The sequence below is a fragment of the Limimaricola sp. G21655-S1 genome, assembly GCF_027213785.1.
Classification (GTDB): Bacteria; Pseudomonadota; Alphaproteobacteria; order Rhodobacterales; family Rhodobacteraceae; genus Limimaricola.
On the sequence record NZ_JAPWGO010000002.1, the window covers coordinates 72,998 to 94,000 of the forward strand.

Annotated in this window: 18 protein-coding genes, 1 tRNA gene and 1 other RNA gene; 10 read left to right on the forward strand and 10 right to left on the reverse strand. The window is 68.0% G+C overall.

The annotated features are described in order from the left end of the window. The first annotated feature begins 234 nt into the window (after positions 1-234). Together O4G76_RS02775 and O4G76_RS02780 are read left to right on the forward strand one after the other, a co-directional pair. Positions 235-1,188 carry a 1-phosphofructokinase family hexose kinase gene (locus O4G76_RS02775; RefSeq protein ID WP_269395891.1) on the forward strand — a complete coding sequence of 318 codons (954 nt, stop codon included), beginning with the start codon at positions 235-237 and terminating at the stop codon, positions 1,186-1,188. Between the two features lie 151 nt (positions 1,189-1,339). Then, a complete protein-coding gene (locus O4G76_RS02780) occupies positions 1,340-1,645 on the forward strand; it encodes a hypothetical protein (protein WP_269395892.1) in 306 nt (101 codons plus the stop codon). A gap of 958 nt (positions 1,646-2,603) precedes the next feature. Here the strand turns inward: O4G76_RS02780 and O4G76_RS02785 are convergent. After that, positions 2,604-2,693: transfer RNA gene (locus O4G76_RS02785), tRNA-Ser, on the reverse strand. A gap of 131 nt (positions 2,694-2,824) precedes the next feature. Here O4G76_RS02785 and O4G76_RS02790 point away from each other — a divergent pair. Next, positions 2,825-3,970: an AI-2E family transporter gene (locus O4G76_RS02790; protein WP_373568004.1), complete on the forward strand. Its 1,146-nt coding sequence runs from the start codon at positions 2,825-2,827 to the stop codon at positions 3,968-3,970. A gap of 21 nt (positions 3,971-3,991) precedes the next feature. On the opposite strand, the gene O4G76_RS02795 is transcribed toward O4G76_RS02790, so the two are convergent. The 9 genes from O4G76_RS02795 to acuI all read right to left on the reverse strand — a co-directional run bounded on the left by O4G76_RS02795 (position 3,992) and on the right by acuI (position 16,172). Beyond that, the gene (locus O4G76_RS02795; protein WP_269395893.1) at positions 3,992-6,631 is read right to left on the reverse strand and encodes a DUF3772 domain-containing protein; all 2,640 of its coding nucleotides are present in this window, start codon (positions 6,629-6,631) and stop codon (positions 3,992-3,994) included. After that, positions 6,628-7,662, reverse strand: a complete 1,035-nt coding sequence (locus O4G76_RS02800; RefSeq protein WP_269395894.1) for a cysteine synthase A — start codon at positions 7,660-7,662, stop codon at positions 6,628-6,630. The genes O4G76_RS02795 and O4G76_RS02800 overlap by 4 nt, the downstream gene beginning before the upstream one ends. Positions 7,663-7,714: 52 nt before the next feature. Further along, positions 7,715-8,845, reverse strand: coding sequence for an NUDIX domain-containing protein (locus O4G76_RS02805; protein WP_269395895.1), 1,131 nt, complete (start codon positions 8,843-8,845; stop codon positions 7,715-7,717). Positions 8,846-8,847: 2 nt separating this feature from the next. Continuing rightward, a complete protein-coding gene (locus tag O4G76_RS02810) occupies positions 8,848-9,288 on the reverse strand; it encodes a TrgA family protein (protein ID WP_269395896.1) in 441 nt (146 codons plus the stop codon). A gap of 27 nt (positions 9,289-9,315) precedes the next feature. Beyond that, positions 9,316-10,524 (reverse strand): cyclopropane-fatty-acyl-phospholipid synthase family protein, encoded by a 1,209-nt coding sequence (locus O4G76_RS02815; protein WP_269395897.1) that lies wholly within the window; start codon positions 10,522-10,524, stop codon positions 9,316-9,318. Positions 10,525-10,614: 90 nt separating this feature from the next. Continuing rightward, a complete protein-coding gene (locus O4G76_RS02820; RefSeq protein WP_269395898.1) occupies positions 10,615-12,030 on the reverse strand; it encodes a deoxyribodipyrimidine photo-lyase in 1,416 nt (471 codons plus the stop codon). A gap of 50 nt (positions 12,031-12,080) precedes the next feature. Then, on the reverse strand, positions 12,081-13,202 hold the full coding sequence (locus O4G76_RS02825) for a mechanosensitive ion channel family protein (RefSeq protein WP_269395899.1): 1,122 nt from the start codon (positions 13,200-13,202) through the stop codon (positions 12,081-12,083). Positions 13,203-13,320: 118 nt separating this feature from the next. After that, entirely contained in the window at positions 13,321-15,036 is a 1,716-nt protein-coding gene (locus tag O4G76_RS02830) for a BCCT family transporter (RefSeq protein WP_269395900.1), read from the reverse strand. Between the two features lie 146 nt (positions 15,037-15,182). Next, positions 15,183-16,172, reverse strand: coding sequence for an acryloyl-CoA reductase (gene acuI / locus O4G76_RS02835; protein WP_269395901.1), 990 nt, complete (start codon positions 16,170-16,172; stop codon positions 15,183-15,185). Positions 16,173-16,330: 158 nt separating this feature from the next. On the opposite strand from acuI, the gene O4G76_RS02840 reads away from it, so the two are divergent. The 7 genes from O4G76_RS02840 (at position 16,331) to O4G76_RS02870 (ending at position 20,933) form a co-directional block, all read left to right on the forward strand. Beyond that, positions 16,331-17,371, forward strand: a complete 1,041-nt coding sequence (locus O4G76_RS02840) for an ABC transporter substrate-binding protein (RefSeq protein WP_269395902.1) — start codon at positions 16,331-16,333, stop codon at positions 17,369-17,371. A gap of 32 nt (positions 17,372-17,403) precedes the next feature. After that, positions 17,404-17,757: a transfer-messenger RNA gene (gene ssrA / locus O4G76_RS02845) on the forward strand. Positions 17,758-17,828: 71 nt separating this feature from the next. Next, complete coding sequence (locus O4G76_RS02850) at positions 17,829-18,503, forward strand: DUF1194 domain-containing protein (RefSeq protein WP_269395903.1); 675 nt, start codon at positions 17,829-17,831, stop codon at positions 18,501-18,503. A gap of 110 nt (positions 18,504-18,613) precedes the next feature. After that, on the forward strand, positions 18,614-19,063 hold the full coding sequence (locus O4G76_RS02855) for an SspB family protein (RefSeq protein WP_269396159.1): 450 nt from the start codon (positions 18,614-18,616) through the stop codon (positions 19,061-19,063). A gap of 85 nt (positions 19,064-19,148) precedes the next feature. After that, on the forward strand, positions 19,149-20,549 hold the full coding sequence (gene fumC, locus O4G76_RS02860) for a class II fumarate hydratase (RefSeq protein ID WP_269395904.1): 1,401 nt from the start codon (positions 19,149-19,151) through the stop codon (positions 20,547-20,549). After that, positions 20,546-20,722: a DUF4169 family protein gene (locus O4G76_RS02865; RefSeq protein ID WP_269395905.1), complete on the forward strand. Its 177-nt coding sequence runs from the start codon at positions 20,546-20,548 to the stop codon at positions 20,720-20,722. Before fumC ends, O4G76_RS02865 begins: the two co-directional genes overlap by 4 nt. Then, a complete protein-coding gene (locus tag O4G76_RS02870; protein WP_269395906.1) occupies positions 20,715-20,933 on the forward strand; it encodes a ribbon-helix-helix domain-containing protein in 219 nt (72 codons plus the stop codon). Before O4G76_RS02865 ends, O4G76_RS02870 begins: the two co-directional genes overlap by 8 nt. Positions 20,934-21,003: the final 70 nt, after the last annotated feature.

Sequence of the window (21,003 nt, forward strand, 5' to 3'; positions counted from 1 at the left end):
GGGTGCGATGGTAAAAACCAATCCTGGGTACGCCTGTATCGACATCGATTGCCAAGACAGGGCGGGACGAGAGGGCCCGGCACCGTGCATGAACGTGCAGCGCGTTTCGTACGGATACGTGCCCGTCGCGATTCGCAAGGTCGGTGAAACATGCGCCGGATGGCGATAGACTGTGCGCGGTCTCAACTCCTGCCTGAGCCCTTTCGTGAAAGGAGCCTCAACGATGAGCCGCCGATGCGCCAGATCCTGACCCTGACCCTGAACCCCGCGCTTGATCTCGCGACGGAAACCGAAGCGCTCGTGCCGAACCGGAAACTGCGCTGCGCCGCGCCGCGGCTCGATCCGGGCGGGGGCGGCATCAATGTCTCTCGCGCGATCGCCCGGCTCGGTGGCGTCTCGACCGCCATGGTCGCGCTGGGCGGCGCGACCGGCGAGACGATCGCCGCACTGCTTGCCGATGAGGGCGTCGAGATCGTGACCATCTCCGTGCCCGGGCTGACCCGGCAATCCTTCGCGGTCACGGCACGCGATAGCGGGGCGCAATATCGCTTCGTCCTGCCGGGGCCCGGCTGGCCGCCTCAAGCCACCGACAGGCTCTTCGACGTACTCGCGCGACGGATCGGGCCGGAGCAGATGCTCGTGGTGTCCGGCAGCCTGCCGCCGGGCCTCTCCGGTGCGGTTCTGGTCCGCCTGGCGGAACGGTGCCAGGCACGCGGGGCGGAGATGCTGCTCGACACCTCCGGCGCGGCCTTGGCGGAGGCGATCTCAAGCATTGAAGAGGTGCCGTTCGGCCTGTTGCGGATGGACGGGGCCGAGGCCGATGAATTGGCCGGACGCGGCCTGTCGAATGCGCGCGAGCTTGCGGCGTTCGGGAAAGATCTTGTCCGGAGCGGCAAGGCGCGGCGCGTGGTCCTGTCCCTCGGCGCCAGCGGAACGCTCGGCGTATCCGCCACGGAGAGCTTCTTTTGCGATGCCCCGCCGGTCGAGCTCGTCAGTGCGGTCGGGGCGGGAGACAGCTTGCTCGGGGCAACCGCGCTCGCCCTGGCGCAGCGTCAAAGCTTTCGCGCGGCGTTGCGGGCCGGCACCGGGGCCGCGGCGGCGGCCGTGACCACGCCGGCCACCCAGCTTTGCGACGGGGCCTTGGCCCGCAGGCTCGTGGCCGAGGTGAGGGTTAGGGATCTAGAATGACCCCGCCCCTCGAAGATGTTCTGACAGAAAAACAGAGGGCTGAGGCTGGGGGTCGCTTCGCACCACCCTTTCGGGCCCCTGCGGCGTTGACAGAAGCCGGGTCATGGGTCCTGATCATGAACAGAGTTTCCTTGTTCCAAGGGAGGCGAAAATGAACCCTGACGCCATGGCCGCACGACGCGCCCTGATCCGGGCCTACCGGGCCTATCTTCAGGCCGAAGACGATCTGGAGCACGCTCTGGAACACGCGGCAGCCGTCATGCCCGAACTGCGACAGCACGGTTTACGCCCGATCGGATCACCGGGCTCGCGCATCCGCCGCTTGACGGATGTACGCAGCCATTCGGTCGAGGTGCTCGATGTCATGCGCGACAAGCACCGGCGGGCCGTCATGCGTGTCTCCTCCAGCAGCCACATGACGACGCAGACGCCCGAGCCACCCAAGGCGCTGCGCTAGCGACCGTCGCCAAGACACGATGTTCCACCGGGCCGCCGGCCATCGACCGGGAAAGTTCCGAGGGGCAGCTGCCTGACGGGACCCTGCGGGGCTCGAACCTCGGCAAATGGAAATAGGAGTCCGGTTGCCCGCCATAAGCAGTGGCATGACAACCGATGCATAGCCTTACCGCCGCCTCTGGCGATGTTGATGAAGCGGCCCGTGGATTGATCAACCCCGGTTCGTGCAAGGCTCGGGCATGTTGTTACTGGGGATTCACGATAGCGTTCACGTTTCCGCCACGGGAGTGGCTGCTGCCCTGTCGTGATGAGGGGAGCGAAGTCGTTCTGCACCGTTCCATAATTGGGTGACGCACACCTGACCGGGCGCCGTGAACGGCCCCTGCACTACCGCATGTGGGATGATTTGGCCGAGGAAGCAGGTGTAAGGAACGTTTCCATGCCTCAGGAGGCGATCAGCGTTAGCCGCGATCTCGCCGGGCGGGTATTCCCAAGCCATGCAGCCACCCTCGATGGCGCAGGCTAAAACTCTGCCGCAGTGAAGTGCTGTCGTCCTTTCGCCTGCGTCCCCCTTTCTCGCCGCCGTGGAAGATTACGCATCCATTGCCACCGGGGACTAGAGCCTCTCGCGCTCGGACATGAGGGGCGGCTGCTATAACCCGCCCATGTCAAACCTTACGTGCATCATGGCAAGACGGATGGCGAAGCAGTCCGTGACCCAGTGAGGTCGCGTAAGCTGACGAATGATGCCGGGGCGATCAGCGAGGCGGCGACGCGGCCGACCGTGGGCTACGCCTCCGTGAAGAGTTGCGAGCCAAGGGGCATGCGGATCCTTCACTCGGGGCAAGACCTGCTGGCAACGAGCTGGGCACGCCGGGCAACATCAGGCCCTCGTGCTCCAAGTCATTCGGCGACGGTCGACTTACCGCGCTAAGTGTACGGGAAGATTTGTGAGTTAGTGGCGGAGCGAGAGGGATTCGAACCCTCGAGACGGTTTCCCGCCTACACACTTTCCAGGCGTGCGCCTTCGACCACTCGGCCACCGCTCCGTTGCGGGCTCAGTAGCCAAGGCTCGGCGCCAATGCAAGGGCCTGACCCCGGCAATTTCCGCCTTTGATTGCCCCCGCCGCAAGGCTCCCGCATAGTGGATGCCGCACAGACCGGACGAGACAGCGCCTTGATGACCGAACCACCCCGCACGCCACTGCAATCCCAGCCGAGCCGGATGCGCCTGCCGCGCGATCCGCACCGCGTGCAGGACGTGGCCCTGATCATCATCGCTTTCGCGGTGGTGCTGTTTCTCCTAGTGCAGGCGCGGTTCCTGCTGATCTCGCTGGTGACCGCGATCGTCATCTTCTCGTTGATGAGCGACGCGATCAGCTTCATCGCGCGGGCCCGGATCGGGCCGCTGGCGATCCCGAACTGGCTCGCCTCCGTCGCCGCCGTCGTCGCCATCGCGGCGACGCTGCTGACGCTGACCTCGATCGTGCTGGCGCAGATCAACACGGTGCTGCTCACCACGCTAAGCTATGCCGACCGCGCGCCGGAGGCGATCGCGGCGCTGTTCTCCTGGCTTGGCCAGAACACCGAGGCCGCGGTGCTCAACTCGCTGCAGACGGTCGAGCTCGGCGGCTATATCAGGGCGCTGGCGAGCCAGGCGGGCAACCTGATGCAGGGCACGGTGCTGGTGATCCTTTTCGTCGGCTTTCTCTTCGCCGAGCGGGTCTGGTTCTCGACCAAGCTGGTCAATTTCGTGGGCGACCCGGTGCGGGCCGACCGGGTGGGACGGATCATCGGCTCGATCATCCGCCGGGTGAACCGCTACCTCGCGGTCAAGACGCTGGTGTCGCTGATGACCGGGGTCATGGTCTGGGCGCTGGCGGGGCTGTTCGGGCTCGATCTCGCGGTGGCGCTCGGGATCCTCACCTTCATCCTGAACTACATCCCCAATATCGGCTCGATCGTCGCCACGGCGCTGGTGGCGCTGGTGGCCTATGTGCAGCTCGGCGATCCGGCGACGACGGGGGCGATCTTCGCGATCACCGGGGTGATCCAGTTCATCAACGGCAACGTGCTCGACCCGATGATGATGGGTCGGGCGCTCAGGCTGTCCTCGTTCGGGATCATCATCAGCCTCGCCTTCTGGGGCGCGGTCTGGGGCATTCCGGGGATGTTCCTTTCGGTGCCGATCACCGTGGCGGCGATGATCGTCTGCTCGGAGATCCCGGCGCTCAGGCCGATCGCGATCCTGCTGTCGCGCGAGGGGTTGCCAGAGCCCGAGACCGAACCGCGCGAGACCCCTTCGCGGCACGAGGCGGCCGAATGATCCGGGCGTGGCGGCGGGGCCTCAGCCCGTGCCGCCCCCCTCTGCCGCGTTTTCAGCCGCGCGCAACGTTTCGGGGTTCCTGAGCCACAGATCCTGCTGCGGGAAGGGGATGGTGATCCCCGCCGCCCTGAAGCGCCGCGCGATCTCGTGATTCATCTCCGACTGCACCGCGATGATGAAGTTGATGTCGCGCAGGAAGGCCCGGATCTCGAAGTTCAGGCTCGAGGGGCCGAAGCCGCGGAACAGCACCGCCGCCGCCGGGTTGGCGAGCACGAGGGGATGGGAATCCGCGACCTCCTGCATGATCTCCTGCACCTTCTCGAGATCGCTGCCATGCGCCACGCCGACCGGCACGATGACCCGACCGACCGAGTTGCCGCGGGTCCAGTTGGTAACGTGGTTCGAGACCAGATCGGCGTTGGGCACGATCACGTCGGTCTTGTCGAAGGTCTCGATCCGGGTCGAACGCACCGAGATGTCGCGCACATATCCCGACTGGCCGTTCACCTCGATCCAGTCGCCCTCGCCTATGGGTCGCTCGATCAGCAGGATGATGCCCGAGACGAAGTTCGAGACGATGTTCTGCAGGCCGAAACCGATGCCCACCGAGAGCGCACCGGCGACGATGGCGAGATTCGACAGGTCGAGCCCGGCGGTGGTGATCGCAAGGATCGCCGCCGAGGTGATGCCGACATAGCCAAAGCCCACCGCGACGGCGTTTTGGCCGCCGAGGTCGAGCTTGGTGCGCGGCAGCACCACCGAGCGCAGCACCCGCTGGACCAGCCGCGTCAACGCGTAGCCGATCACGAAGATCACCAGAAGCCACATCAGGTCGGTGGGCTGAAGGCGCGTCTCGCCGAAAGAATAGCCTTCGCGGAACCGGGTCCAGACCTCGGCCAGATCCTCGGGCCGGGCGCCCCAGACCAAAGCCAGCACCGGCAGCGCGGCAAGGATCAGGAACAGCCCGATCAGCACCGGCACCAACGCGTCGCGGGCCAGATCCTCGGAGCCGGTGGCGACGGTCCACAGGTCGAAGACCAGCCGCTGCAGCAGCACCAGCACGCCGATCAGCATCATGGTCTTGATCGCCGGCACCAGAAGCGCCTCGGACAGCGCGGCATAGCCCAGCACGGAGAGCACCGGCGAGATCACCGCCACCGCCATCGCGACCTTGCCCAGAAGCGACAGGAGCCCCTGCCGGACGCTGGTGGTGTCGCGGCGCGCGGTCTCGGGTTGCGGCGTGGCGGGGGCGGTGGCGGGTGCGCCGTCATGCACCACCCCGGCCAGGGTGCGACCAAGCAGGAACAGCGGCACCGCAACGAGAAGCTGCAGCGGGAACAGGAGCGCCGCCTCGGCGCCCTCCGGCGCGTCGGCGGTGGCGATCAGCGCCTGCGAGACCTGCGTCAGGGCGATGGTCCCGCCCAGCAGCATCGCCTGCCTTCGGGCCCGGGTCTGCCGGGCCGGGGCGATGCCGGCGATCGGCTGCGCCGCCTCGGGGCCGAAGAACTGCCCGGCCATCCAGCGCGCCAGCAGCACCGCGAGACCCGCCAGCGGCAGCACCTCCAGCAGCGCGCCCGCCCGCGGCCCGTTCATCCCGGCAAGATCGAGGGCGCGGGCGACCAGCACCAGCCCCGCGAAGGGCAGCGCCACCTGCGCCAGCGACACGCCGAAGCCCAGCGCCCGCGAGCCGCGTCGGTCGGCTGCGAGAATGCGGCGGCGCAGATGCCGGGCCCAGAGGCCGGCACGCATCAGGATGCCGCCCAGCAGCCCGAGGAAAAGCACCTCGGCCAGGACCCCCGCCAGCGCCACCCGCCGCGCGGGCGAGGTCCAGCCGGCCCAGAGCTCGGCCCGCAGCGCCTCGGCGCGCTCGAAGGCGACGACGAGCGCGGAAGGCCAAAGCCCGGGATTGAGCGGTGAGGGCCCACGATCGCCGAGCGCCCTGCCCCGTCGCTCGCGGATCAGCCGGTCGATCTCGCGGATCAACCCGTCGGCATGGGCATAGGCCTCGTCGGCCAACCGAACCGGCGCGCGCAGCCGCATCAGCTGCTCGGTCAGCGCGGCGCGGCGCGCCGCGATGGACTCGTCCTCGCCGCCGGCTTCGGGCGCGGCACCCAGCGCCGTGAGCTGCGCCTCGACGGTGCCGATGCGGCCACTATTGGCGCCGCGCGCCTGCTGGAACCGGTCGCGCCAGACCACCAGATCGCCGCGCAGCCGCTGCAGCGCGAAATCGGAGCCCTGCCCGCGCTCGGACAGCGCCTCGCTTCGCGCCGCGGTGCGCTCCCAGCTTTCCCAGTTCACGTCGTCCTCGGCCAGCACCTCGGCCAGCGGCCCGGTTCCCGGCAGCGTCGCATCGGCCGGGCCATAGGCCGTGGCGGGTGTCAGCTCCGGGGTCTCTGCCTCGGCACCCTCGCCATCTGCCTCGCCGGTCACCTCAGGGCTCAGGGCGTCCTCGACGCTGGCGGCCGGGGCATCGGAGGGTACGGGCTCCGCCTCGCCCGCCTGCGCCTCGGTCGTCGCATCGGCGGGCGCGTCGAACAGCCCACCCGGTGCCGGGGCGATGCCCTGCGCCATGGCGGAACCGGCCCCGAACAGGAGCCAGGCCGGCAGCATCAGCCGCCGGGCGAGGCGCGCGCCCTTGCGGGCCGCCGCGTAGGCGCTCATGCGTCCTCGAAGACGCCCGGAATGGAGGAAGGGCCGCGATCGAGCCAATCCGGCGCCGGCAGACCCTTGGACTTCAGGAAGTCAGGGTTGAACAGCTTCGACTGGTAGCGCGTGCCGTAGTCGCACAACACCGTCACGATGGTGTGGCCCGGCCCCAGCTCGCGCGCCAGCCGGATCGCGCCGGCGACGTTGATGCCCGAAGAGCCGCCGAGGCAGAGGCCTTCATGCTTGAGTAGGTCGAAGACGATCGGCAGCGCCTCGGCATCGGGAATCTTGTAGCTGAAATCGGGGGTGAAGCCCTCGAGATTGGCGGTGATCCGTCCCTGGCCAATGCCCTCGGTGATCGAATCGCCCTCGGCCTTCAGCTCGCCGGTGGTGTAGAAGCTGTGCAGCGCCGCGCCTTCGGGATCAGCGAGGCCGATCTTCACGCCCTTGGGCTGCAGCGCCATGCCGACGCCCGCCAGAGTGCCACCGGTGCCGACGGCGCAGATGAAACCATCGACCTTGCCTTGGGTCTGTTCCCAGATCTCGGGGCCGGTGCCGTCGATATGCGCCTGACGGTTCGCGACGTTGTCGAACTGGTTGGCCCAGAGCACGCCCTCGGGGGTGGTGCGTGCCAGCTCCTCGGCGAGACGGCCCGAATAGCGGACATAGTTGTTGGGATTGCGATAGGGCGCGGCCGGGACCTGCACCAGTTCGGCGCCAGCGAGCCGCAGCATGTCCTTCTTTTCCTGGCTCTGGGTCTCGGGGATCACGATCACCGTCTTGAAGCCCATCGAGGCGCCGACAAGCGCCAGACCGATGCCGGTATTGCCGGCGGTGCCCTCGACGATGGTGCCGCCGGGCTTCAGCGTGCCCTTCTCGACCGCGTCGCGGATCATCCACAAAGCCGCGCGGTCCTTGACCGACTGGCCGGGGTTCAGGAACTCGGCCTTGCCCAGAATCTCGCAGCCCGTCGCCTCGGAGGCGGCGCGCAGCCGGATCAGGGGGGTCTTGCCGACGGCGGCGGCGAGATCGGATTTGATGTCCATGGGGCAGCCTTTCCTGTGTTGTCCCGAGCAATATGCAGCGCTGCTCAGGAACTCAAGCCGCGTCGCCCTCCGCTTCGGCGCGCAGCCGCGCACGATGATGCGCGAGCCAGTACATCATGGCGAGCATCGGGATGACGTCGATCTCGCCCGTCTGCGTCAGCGACATGGCCCGGTCGAAGGGCACGGCGTGCAGCCGCAGATCCTCGTGTTCCTCGTCGAGCCCGCCGCGCCAGCTTTCCTCGCGCGGCAGGTCGGCCAGCGCGAGAAAGCAGTGGAAATGGTCGGTGCTCGACCCCGGTGAGGGGTAGCCCCCGAAGATCGGGATCAGCGCGTTGAGCCGCAGCCCGGCCTCCTCTCGCGCCTCGCGCAACCCGGCCTGCTCGGGCGTCTCGCCGGCATCGACGATGCCCGCCACCGGCTCGAGGCTCCAGGGGTTGGTCGAACCGCGCCGGGCCGGGCCGCTGCGGAACTGCTCGACCAGCAGCACCCGGTCGCGGCGTGGATCATAGGGCAGCACCAGCGTCGCATCGACACCCACCAGCACCTCGCGCGGCAGCGCCTCGGCACGTCCCCCGTCGAAGCGTCGATGCGACAGGCGCATCGTGGCAAGCTTGAAGAATTCGCCCGAAAGCGGGGCGTCGAGACGCAGCGCCACATCGCCCGTCCGCGCTTCGTGGCGCAGCGTCGCCGGGGCCGGCGTGGCCGCCGCGCGCAACCGGGAACTGGCGCGGGCCGCGATCATCGCTTTCTGACGGGCGAAGCTGGTCGGGCTCAGAGGTGGCGCATGATCGGCGATCTCGCCCGCCATGAGGGCCCATCGTACCCCCTGCCCGTCCCGCCACGCCGCCACGTCCCAGTCCGGGCCGGTCGCCCCGCCCCGCCGCGCGCGGATCTCGGCCATGCGCGGTGCCCCGCCCACGCAGTCCACCTGCGCCTCGAATGTCTCATGGCCGAGCGCCACGCCATAGGCATCGAGCCGGGCCCGCGCCGCCTCGGGCAGCGGCGAAACCAACAGCCCCTCGACCGCCGCCCCCTCGCGCGCGACGAGCGACGGGTCGGCGTCCGGCGCGCCGGTCAGGGTGTATCCCGGCAACCGCGCCGGCACCCCGTCGAGCGACCGAGCGGTGACCGCCTCGAATGTCGCGGCCTCGGCCAGCGGCCCGAAGACGAACAGATCCGACATGCTCAGCTGGCCCGGGAATGGGTGAATTCGAGCAGCAGGCCGATGCCGATCCCGCCCAAGCCCAACAGCAGAATTTCCTGCGGTTGGACCAGCCGAAGCGCGCTTTGCAGCATGAAATCCACCATCGCCTCCATCGCATCCGTCGGGTCGCGAAACCGGCCACGCCACGATGCGCGCAGCGCGAAGATCGCGCCATGCGTCACCAGCACCGTGAGAAGGCCGATGACCGTCGTGGTGACCCCGTTGCTCACGCCGTCGAGAAGACCGCCCCCGGCGCGCGGCCCGGCGATGAACCAGCCCATGCAGAAGCCGATCACCGCGTTGATCTGCGGCGTATTCGGGTTCACCGTCAGCCCCTCGAGAAGCGGCAGCGCCAGCACCGATGCGACGAAGCCCAGCGCCGCGAACAGCAGAGCCCCGACCAGCTTGGACGCAGTGGGCATGGCGGCTCTCCTCGATATGCGGTGCGTTCAGCCCGGACGGGTCACGGTGATCTGGGTAACGTCGCAATTTCCGGAACGGAAGGTGCTGGCGCAGGAACACAGGTAGAAATTCCACATTCGCCTGAATCTTTCGTCAAAGCCAAGCCGTGCGACCTCGTCCCAGCGCGTGTTGAAGCTGTGGTGCCACTGTCGCAGCGTGCGCGAATAGCTTTCGCCGAAATTGAGCGAACCGGTCACCCGCAGCCCGGCCTGCTCGCTCAGCCGGTGCAGGATGCCCGGGCTGGGCAGCATGCCGCCGGGAAAGATGTATTTCTGGATGAAATCGACGCCGTCGCGGTATCTCTCGAAGCGCTGATCCTGCAGGGTGATCACCTGCAGCGTCGCGTGGCGCCCCGGGCGCAGCCGGGCGCTCAGCCGGTCGAAATAGACCGGCCAGTAGCGTTCGCCCACCGCCTCGAACATCTCGATGCTGGCGACGCCGTCATACTGGCCGTCCGCATCGCGGTAATCCTGCAGCCGCAGCTCGACCCGGTCCGACAGCCCGGCCCGGTCGATGCGGGCGCGGGCGAAGTCGAGCTGCGCCTGGCTGATGGTCAGTCCGGTGACCTTCAGCCCCCGCTCGGCGGCGGCGTATTCCGCGAAACCGCCCCAGCCGCAGCCGATCTCGAGCACGTGGTCGCCGGGGCGTACCCCCATGCGGTCGATGAGGCTTTCGTATTTGCGCCGCTGCGCCGCCTCGAGGCTTTGCTGGCTGCCCTCGAACAGCGCTGAGGAATAGGTCATCGAGGGGTCGAGCCAGAGCGCGTAGAACTCGTTGCCGAGATCGTAATGGTGGCGGATGTTGCGCTTGGCCTGAAACTTCGTGTTGGAGCGCAGCCAGTGGCGCAGACGCTCATAGGCGCGCAGCAGCCGGTGGCCGGGGAAGCCGTCGAACAGCACATCCACCTCGTCATGCACGAGGTCGAGCAGCGCCAGCAGGTCGGGCGAGGACCAGGCCCCGTCCACATAGGCTTCGGAAAATCCGAGATCGCCTTCGCGGATCAACCGCGCGAAGCAGTCCGGGTCGTGCACGGCGATCTCGGCGGCGAAGCCCGGCGCCTCCCCCTCGGCGCGAAACCGGCGGCCGTCGGGCAGCACGATGTCGAGCCGGCCGCGGCGGATCGATCGCGTCAGTTCGAATACCTGCGCGAAATAGCGTGGCAGCCCGCTCTGCCCCTCGGTGCCGGTCAGGATCATCGGTCGCGCGCCTCCCCGTTCTCACGATCCAGATTACGGATCGAAGCGGGCTTGTCACCTGGCGCGTGACCGGCAAATGCATGGCAAGGCTCAGCTATCGCGCCCCTTATAGGCCGCGAGCGCGCGGTCGCGCCCCTCCGCCGCACCGACGATCGGGTCGGGATAGGGCATGTCCGCCGACAGCCCCCAGCGGCGCGGCGCCGCCTCGAGAAAGTCGCACGCGGTTCGCGGCGGATCGGCCTGGCCCTCGGCGATCCAGGCGCGCTGATAGGCGCCGTCGGGGTCGAACTTGTCGAGCTGGCTCTCGGGGTTGTAGACGCGGAAATAAGGCGCAGCATCAGGACCGGAGCCCGCGATCCATTGCCAGCCCAGCGCGTTGTTGGCCGGGTCCCAGTCGACGAGGCAGTCGGCGAACCAGTCATGGCCGATTTTCCAATGCGTCATCAGGTGCTTGGTGAGATAGGAGCCGGTGATCATCCGGGCGCGGTTGTGCATCCGCCCCGTCGCGTAGAGCTCGCGCATCGCGGCATCGACGAAGCGCATCCCCGTCCGACCCCGCTTCCACGCCGTGGCCTCGGGGCTGTTGCCATCCTCGGACCACGGGAACCGGTCCCATTCGGCGCGCCAGTTGCGGGTGATCAGCCGGGGCGTGTGGTGCAGCAGGTGATAGGCGAACTCGCGCCAGAGCAATTCCTTGAGAAAGGTCTCGGCCCCGCCTGCCCCCGCCTCGCGCGCGCCGAGCGCGGCGCGGTAGCAGCTGCGGATCGAGATTTCGCCATAGGTGAGGTTCTCGGACAGGCCCGAGGTGCCCTCGATGTCGGGCCGGTCGCGGGCAATGTGGTAATCCTCGACCCGCTCCGCGACGAAGCGGTCGAGCCGCGCCCGCGCCGCCGTCTCGCCGATGGTGAGGTAGCGCGCCACCACGTCTGCCCCGCGACGCATGTCGCGGCCCATCCGCCAGTCGTCGAGGCGTTCGCTGTCGGGCCAGCTTTCGGGCGCCGGAAGCCGTGCCGGCGTGGGCAGCGGGTCGCCCGGATCGCGGCTGCGCACCGCCTTCATGTATGGGGTGTAGACCTTGTAGTAGCCGCCGGTCTTGGTCTCGACGCTTTCGGGCTCGAACAACAGATGGCCCGTGAAATCGCGGGTTTCGATGCCCTCCGCGTCGAGACCTTCCATGGCTTCGGCGTCGCGTGTTCGCGCCTCGGGGTCGTAGGCGCGACTCCACCAGACCGCCCGGGCCCCGGTCTCCGCGACCAGCGCCCGCAGGCTGTCGAGCGCCCGGCCACGTCGAAGGATCAGCTTCGAGCCGATGCCCTCCAGATCGCGCGCGAGGCTTTCGACCGAGAGACCGAGCCGGAAACGGGGCGCGGCGCCCTGCCCCTCGACCACCTCGTCATGCACGAAGACCGGGATCAGCGGCGCGCCGGTCTCGACCGCCTCGGCCAGCATCGGGTGATCGGCCAGCCGCAGGTCGCGGCGGAACCACAGAAGGATCGGGGCGGGCATGGGGTCACTCCTCGGCGCTTTTGCCCCGAGTTAGCGCCCCGCCCGGCCGATCAAGCCGCGCCGTCGCGTCGCAACGGCTCGGCCGGATGCTCCGCCCGAGCGGTCTGCACCGTCAGTTCCTCGCGGGTGCGCGGCAGCGCGTGCGGGATCTCGGCCTGAATCCAGGCCACCAGCTTTTCGCGGATCTCGCAGCGCAGGTCGAAGGCGCGCCCGGCATTGCGGGCCGAGGCCAGCACCCGCACCTCCATCACCCGTTCGCGGAAATCGGTGACGGCGAGGTTGAACACGTCGCGGTCCCACAGCGCGCTCGCCTCGGTGATCTCGCGCGCCTTGTCGCGGATCCGGTCGATCGGCGCGGAATGGTCGAGATAGAGCAGCACCGAGCCGATCAGGGTCGAGTTCTCGCGGGTCCAGTTCTGGAACGGTTGCTCAATGAAGTAGCTCAGCGGCACGATCATCCGCCGCCAGTCCCAGATCCGGATCACCACGTAGGTCGAGGTAATCTCCTCGACATTGCCCCATTCGCCCTCGACGATCAGCGCGTCGTCGATCCGGATCGGCTGCGTCATGGCAAGCTGGATCCCGGCGAAGAGGTTCTTGAGCACCGGCTGCAGCGCGAGGCCCGCGACGATGCCAGCGGCCCCCGCCGAGGCCAGCAGCGACACCCCGTATTGGCGCACCTCCTCGAAGGTCATCAGCGCCGTGGCAATGGCGACGATGGAAATCAGGACAGAGGCGACGCGCAGGAATATCTTGGTCTGGGTGACATGCTTGCGCGCCAGGAGATTGTCCTCGGCGTCGAGCGTGTAGCGACGCAGATGCAGCTTGGCCCAGACATCGAGCACCACCCGCGCGATCCAGCCGATGAGCAGGATCGTCCCCACCAGCACGAGGTGCTGCAGCCCCCGCTCATCCGACGGCGAAAGCGGCGCGACGGCGGCGGCGGGCGCCATGAAGAAGAAGATCAGGCCGAGCCGGGCGGGTCCGCGCGTCTGCCGCACCAGTTCGCGGCGGAACATCGCGCTGCCTTGGGCCCAGCGACCGAGCGCGCGGTAGATCAGCACATGGACGAGGCAGGCCAGCGCGATGGCGAGGCCGAAATCGATCAGGATCACGGCCCAGGCCGGCAGCCAGCCAAGGCCGACATCGGAGAAGGTCTGGAATAGCATCATGCGGCGGGATGATAGGCGCGCGCTTCGCGCCGAAAACCCCCGCAGGCGCATTTTCGCCGCAATGCGGCGAAGTGCGGCGTGAGGAGCGGCCCCGAAGGCGGGGCCGCTCCGTTTTTCATCACGGCGTCGGGTTCTTGCGCTCGTTCTTGAGCGCGATGAAGATCGCCACGCACATCATCAGAAGCAGGAAGGCAAAGGGGAAGCCGGTGGCCACCGCCATCGCCTGCAGCGCCGCGAGACCGCCGCCCAAGAGCAGCGCGATCGCCACGAGACCCTCGAAGACGCACCAGAACACACGCTGCGGCAGCGGGCCGTCGACCTTGCCGCCGGAGGTGATGGTGTCGATCACGAGCGATCCCGAATCCGACGAGGTCACGAAGAACACGATCACCAGGATGATGCCGATCAACGAGGTGATCGTGGCCAGCGGCAGCTGGCTCAGCATCTCGAACAGCTGCACCGGCAGCGCCGCCTCGGCCGCGCCCTGGAAGCCGTCCACCACCACCTGGGTGATCGCGGTGCCGCCGAAGACGCTCATCCACAGGATGCAGACCATCGAGGGCACCAGCAGCACGGCGATCATGAATTCGCGCACGGTGCGGCCGCGGCTGACCCGGGCGATGAACATGCCGACGAAGGGCGACCAGGAGATCCACCAGGCCCAGTAGAAGGCGGTCCAGCCCTGCGAGAAGTTGGCGTCCTCGCGCCCGAAGGGCTGGCTCAGCGCCGGGAAGTTGGTGACATAGGCCCAGAGCGAGGCGAAGAAGGTGCTGATGATGGTGCCGGTCGGACCGACGAAGAGCACGAACAGCAACAGCAGGAAGGCCAGCACCATGTTGATCTCGGAGGCGCGCTTCACGCCGCCGTCGAGACCGGCCATGACCGAGACCGTGGCCACGGCGGTGATGCCGAGGATCAGCAGGATCTTGAGCCCGGCGCCGGTGCGGCCGATCTCGTCGCCCTCGGGGTTCAGCAGCGGGTTGTTGTAGCTCAGGCCGAACACCGAACGGGTGTTCTCGGCGGTGTCACCGGTGCCGAACAGGAAATCCATCCCCGCGACCGCCTGCTCCGCGCCGAAGCCCAGCGAGGTGGCAAGGCCGAACAGCGTGGCGAAGACCGCGACGATGTCGATGATGTGGCCGGTCCAGCCCCAGACCCGCTCACCGAAGATCGGGTAGAAGGCCGAGCGGATGGTGAGCGGCAGGCCCTGATTGTAGCTGAACAGGCCCAGTGCCAGCGCCACCACGGCATACATCGCCCAAGGGTGCAGGCCCCAATGGTAGATGGTCGCCGCCATGCCCAGCCGCCGCGCCGCCTCGGCGTCGCCCTCGGCGCCGGACAGCGGCGCCCAGCTTTCGGGGCTGCCCGCGCCCTCGGCGAAGGAGGTCGAGAAATGCGACAGCGGCTCGGAGACGCCGTAGAACATCAGACCGATGCCCATGCCGGCGGCGAAGAGCATCGCGAACCAGCCCGCATAGCCGTAATCGGGCCGCGCCGCCGCGCCGCCCAGCCGGACCGAGCCCAGCGGCGTCACGATCAGCAACAGGCCGAACAGCACGAAGATGTTGCCGCCGAGGATGAAGAACCACGAGAAGTTCGCGGTAAGCCAGTCGCGCACGCTCTCGAACAGCGCGGTCGCGGCCTCGGGCACCATCAGCGTACCCAAGACGAAGGCCACGATGCCGAGGCCCGCGATCAGGAAGACCGGGTTGTGGATGTCGAGCCCGAAAGGCCCGATCTGCGTCTGAATGTTGTCCTGACCGACCTCGTAATCGGTCTCGTCGATAAGCCGCGTCGTTTCCGCGGCGTCTGGATCGGTGTCCGGCGTCGTCATCGTCACCCCCATGCTTGATGTCACACGAAGACCTAGGCCCGGGGGGCCGAGGTCAAGAAAACGTGTGTCTGTCACATGATATCACGGAATGCGACCCCGTGACGCCACGCGTCACGGGGTCAACCGATGCGTGTCGGCACCGCGTCTCAGCCGGCGACGTCGACCACGACCCGGCCGCGCACCTGGCCCTTGAGGATCTCCGCGCCCAGCTCGGGCAGATCACCCAGCCGCGCCGGCCGGATCATCGCGCGCAGCTTTTCCATCGGCAACTCGCGGGCGATCCGCTCCCAGGCGGTGACGCGGTTCTCATAGGGCTGCATGACGCTGTCGATCCCGAGCAGGTTCACGCCGCGCAGCAGGAACGGGATCACCTTGGCCGGCAGGTCGGCGCCGCCCGCCAGACCCACCGCCGCCACCGAGGCGCCGTGGTTCATCTGGCCCAGCACCCGCGCCAGCATCGCCCCGCCGACCGCGTCGATGCAGCCCGCCCAGCGTTCGCTCTCGAGCGGCTTCTTGGTGGTCTCGTTCAACTCGGCGCGCGGCACGATCGAGGCGGCGCCGAGATCGCGCAGGTAATCCTCGGTTTCCGGTCGGCCCGTCACCGCGGCCACCTCGTGGCCGAGCGAGGCGAGGATCGCGGTGGCGACCGAGCCGACGCCGCCCGCCGCCCCGGTGACCAGCACCGGCCCCTGCCCGGTCTTCAACCCGTGCGCCTCGAGCGCCATCACCGCGAGCATCGCGGTGAGACCGGCGGTGCCCACCGCCATCGCGTCGCGGGTCGACAGACCCTCGGGCAGCGGCACCAGCCAGTCCGCCTTGACCCGGGCGCGGGTGGCGTAGCCGCCCCAATGCGCCTCGCCGACGCGCCAGCCGGTCAGGATCACCTTGTCGCCGGGCTTGTAACGGGCATCGTCCGAGGCCTCGACCGTGCCGGCGAAATCGACGCCCGGCACATGCGGGTAATTGCGCACCAGCCCGCCGCCCGGGCCGATGCACAGCCCGTCCTTGTAGTTGAGCGTGGAATATTCGACCGCGACGGTCACGTCGCCCTCCGGCAGGCGGGCGTCATCGAGCTCCTGCACCGAGGCATGGGTCGCGCCCGCCTCGTCCTTCTCGACCAAAAGCGCCTTGAACATCGGAATCCTCCCTCGGGCCGCGTTGTCGTCGCGGGCATGAATGCATGTCGCGCGGCACGGTGCAATCGCCGGGGCGCTCATCGCTCTTGATGCGGCGAGGGGCCGCTTCTAGGCTTCGGCAGATGCGCGGTTGCCGCGCAACCAACTGGAGCGATTGCATGATCCTATCTCGCCTTCTCGGAGCCGCGTCCCTCGCCGCCCTCGCCACCGCCGCCGCCGCGCAGGACGGCAATCTCACCATCCTCGACTACCCGGGCTTCGAGGAGCCGTCCTTCCATCCCGCCTATGGCGAAGCGCATGGCGAGCCGACCTACTCCTTCTTCGGCGACGAGGAGGAGGCGTTCCAGAAACTGCGCGCCGGTTTCCAGGCCGACATCACCCATATCTGCGCGGGCTCGGTCACCAAATGGACCGAGAGCGGGCTGATCGAGCCTTGGGACACGTCGCGGATCGAGGCCTGGGACACGCTCGACCAGAACCTGACCGGCCAGCAGGTCGGCGGCGAAACCGAAGAGGTCTATTTCATCCCGACCGATTTCGGCTCCACCGCCATCGCCTACAACCCCGACGAGGTCGCCGAGGAGGACGTGGCCTCGCTCGAGGTCTTCAAGAACCCGAAATTTGCGGGCCGCATGGCGCTGCCCGACAATGTCGACGACGCCTATGCGCTGGCCTATCTGGCCACCGGCACCACGGACTGGACCGAGGCCGGCGAGGCCGAGTTCGAGGCCGCCTCGAACTGGCTGCGCGAGGTGCATCCGAACCTGCGCACCTACTGGACCGACCCGGCCGAGCTGAGCCAGCTGATGGCCACCGGCGAGGTGCTGGTGAGCTGGGCCTGGAACGAGACCTATCCGACCATGGTCGAGGAAGGCCGCCCGATCGGCTTCCAGCGCGAGACCGCTGAGGGCTCGTCGCTGTGGCTGTGCGGCTATGTCAACATGAAGGATGCGCCGGGCGAGGAGGATCTCGCCTATGACTACATCAACGCGATGCTGGCCCCCGAGGCGGCGATGCCGCTCCTGGAGGCGGGCTTCGGTTCGGCCAACGCCGCGGCGCTGGGCGAGATCGACGAGGCGACGCTGACCGCCTCGGGGCTCGAGCAGATCGAGGTGCCGGTGCTGGCGCAGCTGCCGATCTCGAACGCGCTGCGCGAGCAGCACGCCGAGACCTTCGAGATGATCAAGTCCGGCTTCTGATCCGGGATGGGGGCCGCGCTTTCGCGCGCGGCCCCCTTTTCAAGCCGCGCCCGCCCCCCTATATTCGCCATGTTCCTTCGGGGACTATGGACATAAACGCGCCTGTAATAAGCGGATCGGACCCGGGGGCGGTACCCGGCGGCTCCACCAAACATCCCTCGTTGGGGGCAGATGGGGCCGAAACAGGATCGACGAACGTGTAAAGAGGTGGCTTTGTCTCGGTGAGGTACCACCGATATCGGTCCAAAATTGTACAGTTGCCAACGACAACCGTGCTCCGGCTATGGCTCTGGCTGCTTAAGCAGTCCGGGTTGCCGAAACTTAAGTCCTTGCGCCTAGCAGCGTAAGGCGGGGTTCGCAGGCACCTGGCAACAGAAGCCTGCACTTTTCCCGCTCATTTCATCGGTCTGCCGCGAAGCGACTTGCCCGGCCCGCATTGCCCGGTGCAGCATGGGTCATGGCCCGGCTTCCGCTTCTTGCTCTCGCCCTCGCCTGCTTGTCCTGGCCTGCCTCGGCGCGAGCCTGCGACACCGCGCTTCTGCTCGCGATGGACGTGTCCAACTCGGTGGACGAGGCCGAATACCGGCTGCAGGTCGACGGGTTGGCCGACGCGCTCGAGGATCCGGTGGTGATCGAGGCGGTGCTCACGGGCCAAGTGGCGCTCGCGGTGCTGCAATGGTCGGACTCGTCGCAGCAGCGCGTCACCAGCGATTGGCGCCAGCCGCCCGACCATGCGGCGCTGTCGCGGCTCGCCGCCGAGATCCGCGCCACGCCGCGCGCCTTCGTGATGGGCGGCACCGCCCCGGCCGAGGCGCTGTCGGCGGCGCTGCATCTGATGGAGCGCGCCCCCGATTGCCACCGCAAGGTGATCGACGTCTCCGGCGACGGCACGCCCAATGACGGCGGCGATGTCGGCGGGCCGCAGCGCCGGGCCGAGGCGATGGGGGTGACGATCAACGGGCTCGCCATCGAGAGCCTCGGCCTCGCGATCACCGGGTTCTACCGCAGCCGCGTCGCCACCCGCGACGGCTTCGTGCTCACCGCGCGCGGGCATCGCGAATATCCCGAGGCGATCCGGATGAAGCTGCGCCGGGAACTGGTGCGGGTGATGGGCCGTGCCGACCCGCCCTGACCCCTTGCCCCCTTTCATCCGGCCTCGAATCCCTTATGCTTGCCCGGACTGCGAAAGGATGACGCGACGTGACCCGGCCTGCCAACCGCTCGATCGACTACGGAAACCTCATGCATCGGGCGATGCGCGGGCTGATCCAACAGGTGCTGACGCGGGTGGCCGCGGAAGGCCTGCCCGGAAAGCATCACTTCTTCATCACCTTCGATACCATGCATCCCGACGTGGAGATCGCGGACTGGCTTTCGGACCGCTACCCGGGCGAGATGACCATCGTGATCCAGCACTGGTTCGACAATCTCACCGTCACCGACGAGGGATTCTCGGTCACGCTCAACTTCGGCGACAGCCCCGAGCCGCTCTACATCCCCTTCGACGCGATCCGCACCTTCGTCGACCCCTCGGTTGAGTTCGGCCTGCGCTTCGAGAACCAGGAGGATGACGAGGAAGACGCCGACGAGGAGGCGCCGATGCAGGAAATGGCCGAGCCAGAGGATGAGGACGAGGCGCCGAAGAAGGGCGCCGCCCAAGTCGTCAGCCTCGACAGCTTCCGCAAGTCCTGAGCGTCTGGCCGGCGGCGATTTGGCAATTGCCCCGGAGGCGGCCCACGCGGTAGATGGCATGCGACGGCATACCAGGGAGATCGCGATGAGCCAGACTAGCCCCACCCGCACCGAATCCGACAGCTTCGGCCCGCTCGAGGTCCGCGCGGACCGCTACTGGGGCGCGCAGACGCAGCGCTCGATCCTGAACTTCCCGATCGGCTGGGAAAAGCAGCCCGTGGCGATCGTCCGCGCGCTGGGCGTGATCAAGCAGGCCTGCGCCGAGGCCAACAAGGCGCGTGGCAAGCTCGATGCCCGCCTCGCCGATGCGATGATCCAGGCGGCCTCCGAAGTGGTGGCCGGCAAGCTCGACGATCACTTCCCGCTGGTGGTCTGGCAGACCGGGTCGGGCACCCAATCCAACATGAACGCCAACGAGGTGATCTCGAACCGCGCCATCGAGATCCTGGGCGGCACCATCGGCTCCAAGGACCCGGTGCACCCCAACGACCATGTCAACATGGGCCAGTCCTCGAACGACACCTTCCCCACCGCGATGCACATCGCCGTCGCCACCACCGCGCGCGACGTGACGCTGCCGGGGCTGGAGAAGCTGCACGCCGAACTGGCGGCCAAGGCCGAGGCCTTCAAGGACATCATCAAGATCGGCCGCACGCATACCATGGATGCGACGCCGCTGACGCTGGGCCAGGAATTCGGCGGCTACGCGCATCAGGTCGCGATGGGCATCCGCCGCCTCAAGGCGGCGCTGCCGGCGATCTACGAGCTGGCGCAGGGTGGCACCGCCGTGGGCACCGGGCTCAACACGCCGCAGGGCTGGGGCGAGACCGTGGCCGAGAACATGGCGAAGATCACCGGACTGCCCTTCGTCACCGCCCCGAACAAGTTCGAGGCGCTGGCCGCGCATGACGCGATGGTCGAGATGTCGGGCGCGCTGCGGGTGGTCGCGGGCTCCCTGTTCAAGATCGCCAACGACATCCGCCTTCTGGGCTCCGGTCCGCGTTGCGGCCTCGGAGAGCTGATGCTGCCCGAGAACGAGCCCGGCTCCTCGATCATGCCCGGCAAGGTCAACCCGACCCAATGCGAGGCGCTGACGCAGGTCTGCGCGCATGTGATGGGCAACGACGCCGCCGTTGGCTTCGCCGGGTCGCAGGGCCATTTCGAGCTCAACGTCTACAAGCCGATGATCGCCTACAACGTGCTGCAGTCGATGCAGCTTCTGGGTGATGCCGCGGTGGCCTTCACCGACAATTGCGTCGCCGGCATCGAGGCCAACGAGGAGCGGATCGGCAAGCTGATGCGCGAAAGCCTGATGCTGGTGACCGCGCTGGCGCCCACCATCGGCTACGACAACGCCACCACGGTCGCCAAGACCGCGCACAAGAACGGCACGACGCTCAAGGAAGAGGCGATCAACCTCGGCTTCGTCGATGCCGAGACCTTCGACCGGGTGGTGCGTCCCGAGGAGATGATCGGCCCGAAATGAAGCCGGTGAACCTGAACCAGTTCAGGAAGAACAAGGTGCGGGCCGAGAAGAAAGCCCGCGCCGACGCCAATGCCGCGAAGTTCGGCCGCAGCAAGGCCGAAAAGGACCGCGACGCGGCCGAGGCCAAGGCGGCGGCGCAGCGGCTCGACGGACATCGCCGCGACGATGAGTGACGGCCGCCCCGTGAAACGCTCGCTGACGCTCAGGGGACACCGTACCAGCGTGTCGCTGGAGGACGCCTTCTGGCGGGTCTTTCGCGACATCGCCGCCCGCGAGCGGCGCACGATCAACGGCCTCGCGGCCGAAATCGACGAAGCGCGCGGTGATGTCGGCCTCGCTTCGGCAATCCGGGTCTTCGTGCTGCAACGGGTCATGGATCGTTAGGCATTTCGTGCCGAGATGCAGGAATGCATAGCATTCCTGCCCCTCTGTCGCCCGAAGCCTGGCTCACACA

Excerpts from the sequence above, each read along its gene's own strand:
- O4G76_RS02850 (WP_269395903.1), top strand. The coding sequence starts at position 17,829 with ATGGCCCGGCTTCCGCTTCTTGCTCTCGCCCTCGCCTGCTTGTCCTGG.
- acuI (WP_269395901.1), bottom strand. The coding sequence starts at position 16,172 with ATGTTCAAGGCGCTTTTGGTCGAGAAGGACGAGGCGGGCGCGACCCAT.
- O4G76_RS02870 (WP_269395906.1), top strand. The coding sequence starts at position 20,715 with ATGAGTGACGGCCGCCCCGTGAAACGCTCGCTGACGCTCAGGGGACAC.
- O4G76_RS02820 (WP_269395898.1), bottom strand. The coding sequence starts at position 12,030 with ATGCCCGCCCCGATCCTTCTGTGGTTCCGCCGCGACCTGCGGCTGGCC.
- O4G76_RS02790 (WP_373568004.1), top strand. The coding sequence starts at position 2,825 with ATGACCGAACCACCCCGCACGCCACTGCAATCCCAGCCGAGCCGGATG.
- O4G76_RS02805 (WP_269395895.1), bottom strand. The coding sequence starts at position 8,845 with ATGTCGGATCTGTTCGTCTTCGGGCCGCTGGCCGAGGCCGCGACATTC.
- O4G76_RS02825 (WP_269395899.1), bottom strand. The coding sequence starts at position 13,202 with ATGATGCTATTCCAGACCTTCTCCGATGTCGGCCTTGGCTGGCTGCCG.
- O4G76_RS02815 (WP_269395897.1), bottom strand. The coding sequence starts at position 10,524 with ATGATCCTGACCGGCACCGAGGGGCAGAGCGGGCTGCCACGCTATTTC.
- fumC (WP_269395904.1), top strand. The coding sequence starts at position 19,149 with ATGAGCCAGACTAGCCCCACCCGCACCGAATCCGACAGCTTCGGCCCG.
- O4G76_RS02775 (WP_269395891.1), top strand. The coding sequence starts at position 235 with ATGCGCCAGATCCTGACCCTGACCCTGAACCCCGCGCTTGATCTCGCG.
- O4G76_RS02855 (WP_269396159.1), top strand. The coding sequence starts at position 18,614 with ATGCATCGGGCGATGCGCGGGCTGATCCAACAGGTGCTGACGCGGGTG.
- O4G76_RS02865 (WP_269395905.1), top strand. The coding sequence starts at position 20,546 with ATGAAGCCGGTGAACCTGAACCAGTTCAGGAAGAACAAGGTGCGGGCC.
- O4G76_RS02795 (WP_269395893.1), bottom strand. The coding sequence starts at position 6,631 with ATGAGCGCCTACGCGGCGGCCCGCAAGGGCGCGCGCCTCGCCCGGCGG.
- O4G76_RS02810 (WP_269395896.1), bottom strand. The coding sequence starts at position 9,288 with ATGCCCACTGCGTCCAAGCTGGTCGGGGCTCTGCTGTTCGCGGCGCTG.
- O4G76_RS02840 (WP_269395902.1), top strand. The coding sequence starts at position 16,331 with ATGATCCTATCTCGCCTTCTCGGAGCCGCGTCCCTCGCCGCCCTCGCC.
- O4G76_RS02830 (WP_269395900.1), bottom strand. The coding sequence starts at position 15,036 with ATGACGACGCCGGACACCGATCCAGACGCCGCGGAAACGACGCGGCTT.
- O4G76_RS02780 (WP_269395892.1), top strand. The coding sequence starts at position 1,340 with ATGAACCCTGACGCCATGGCCGCACGACGCGCCCTGATCCGGGCCTAC.
- O4G76_RS02800 (WP_269395894.1), bottom strand. The coding sequence starts at position 7,662 with ATGGACATCAAATCCGATCTCGCCGCCGCCGTCGGCAAGACCCCCCTG.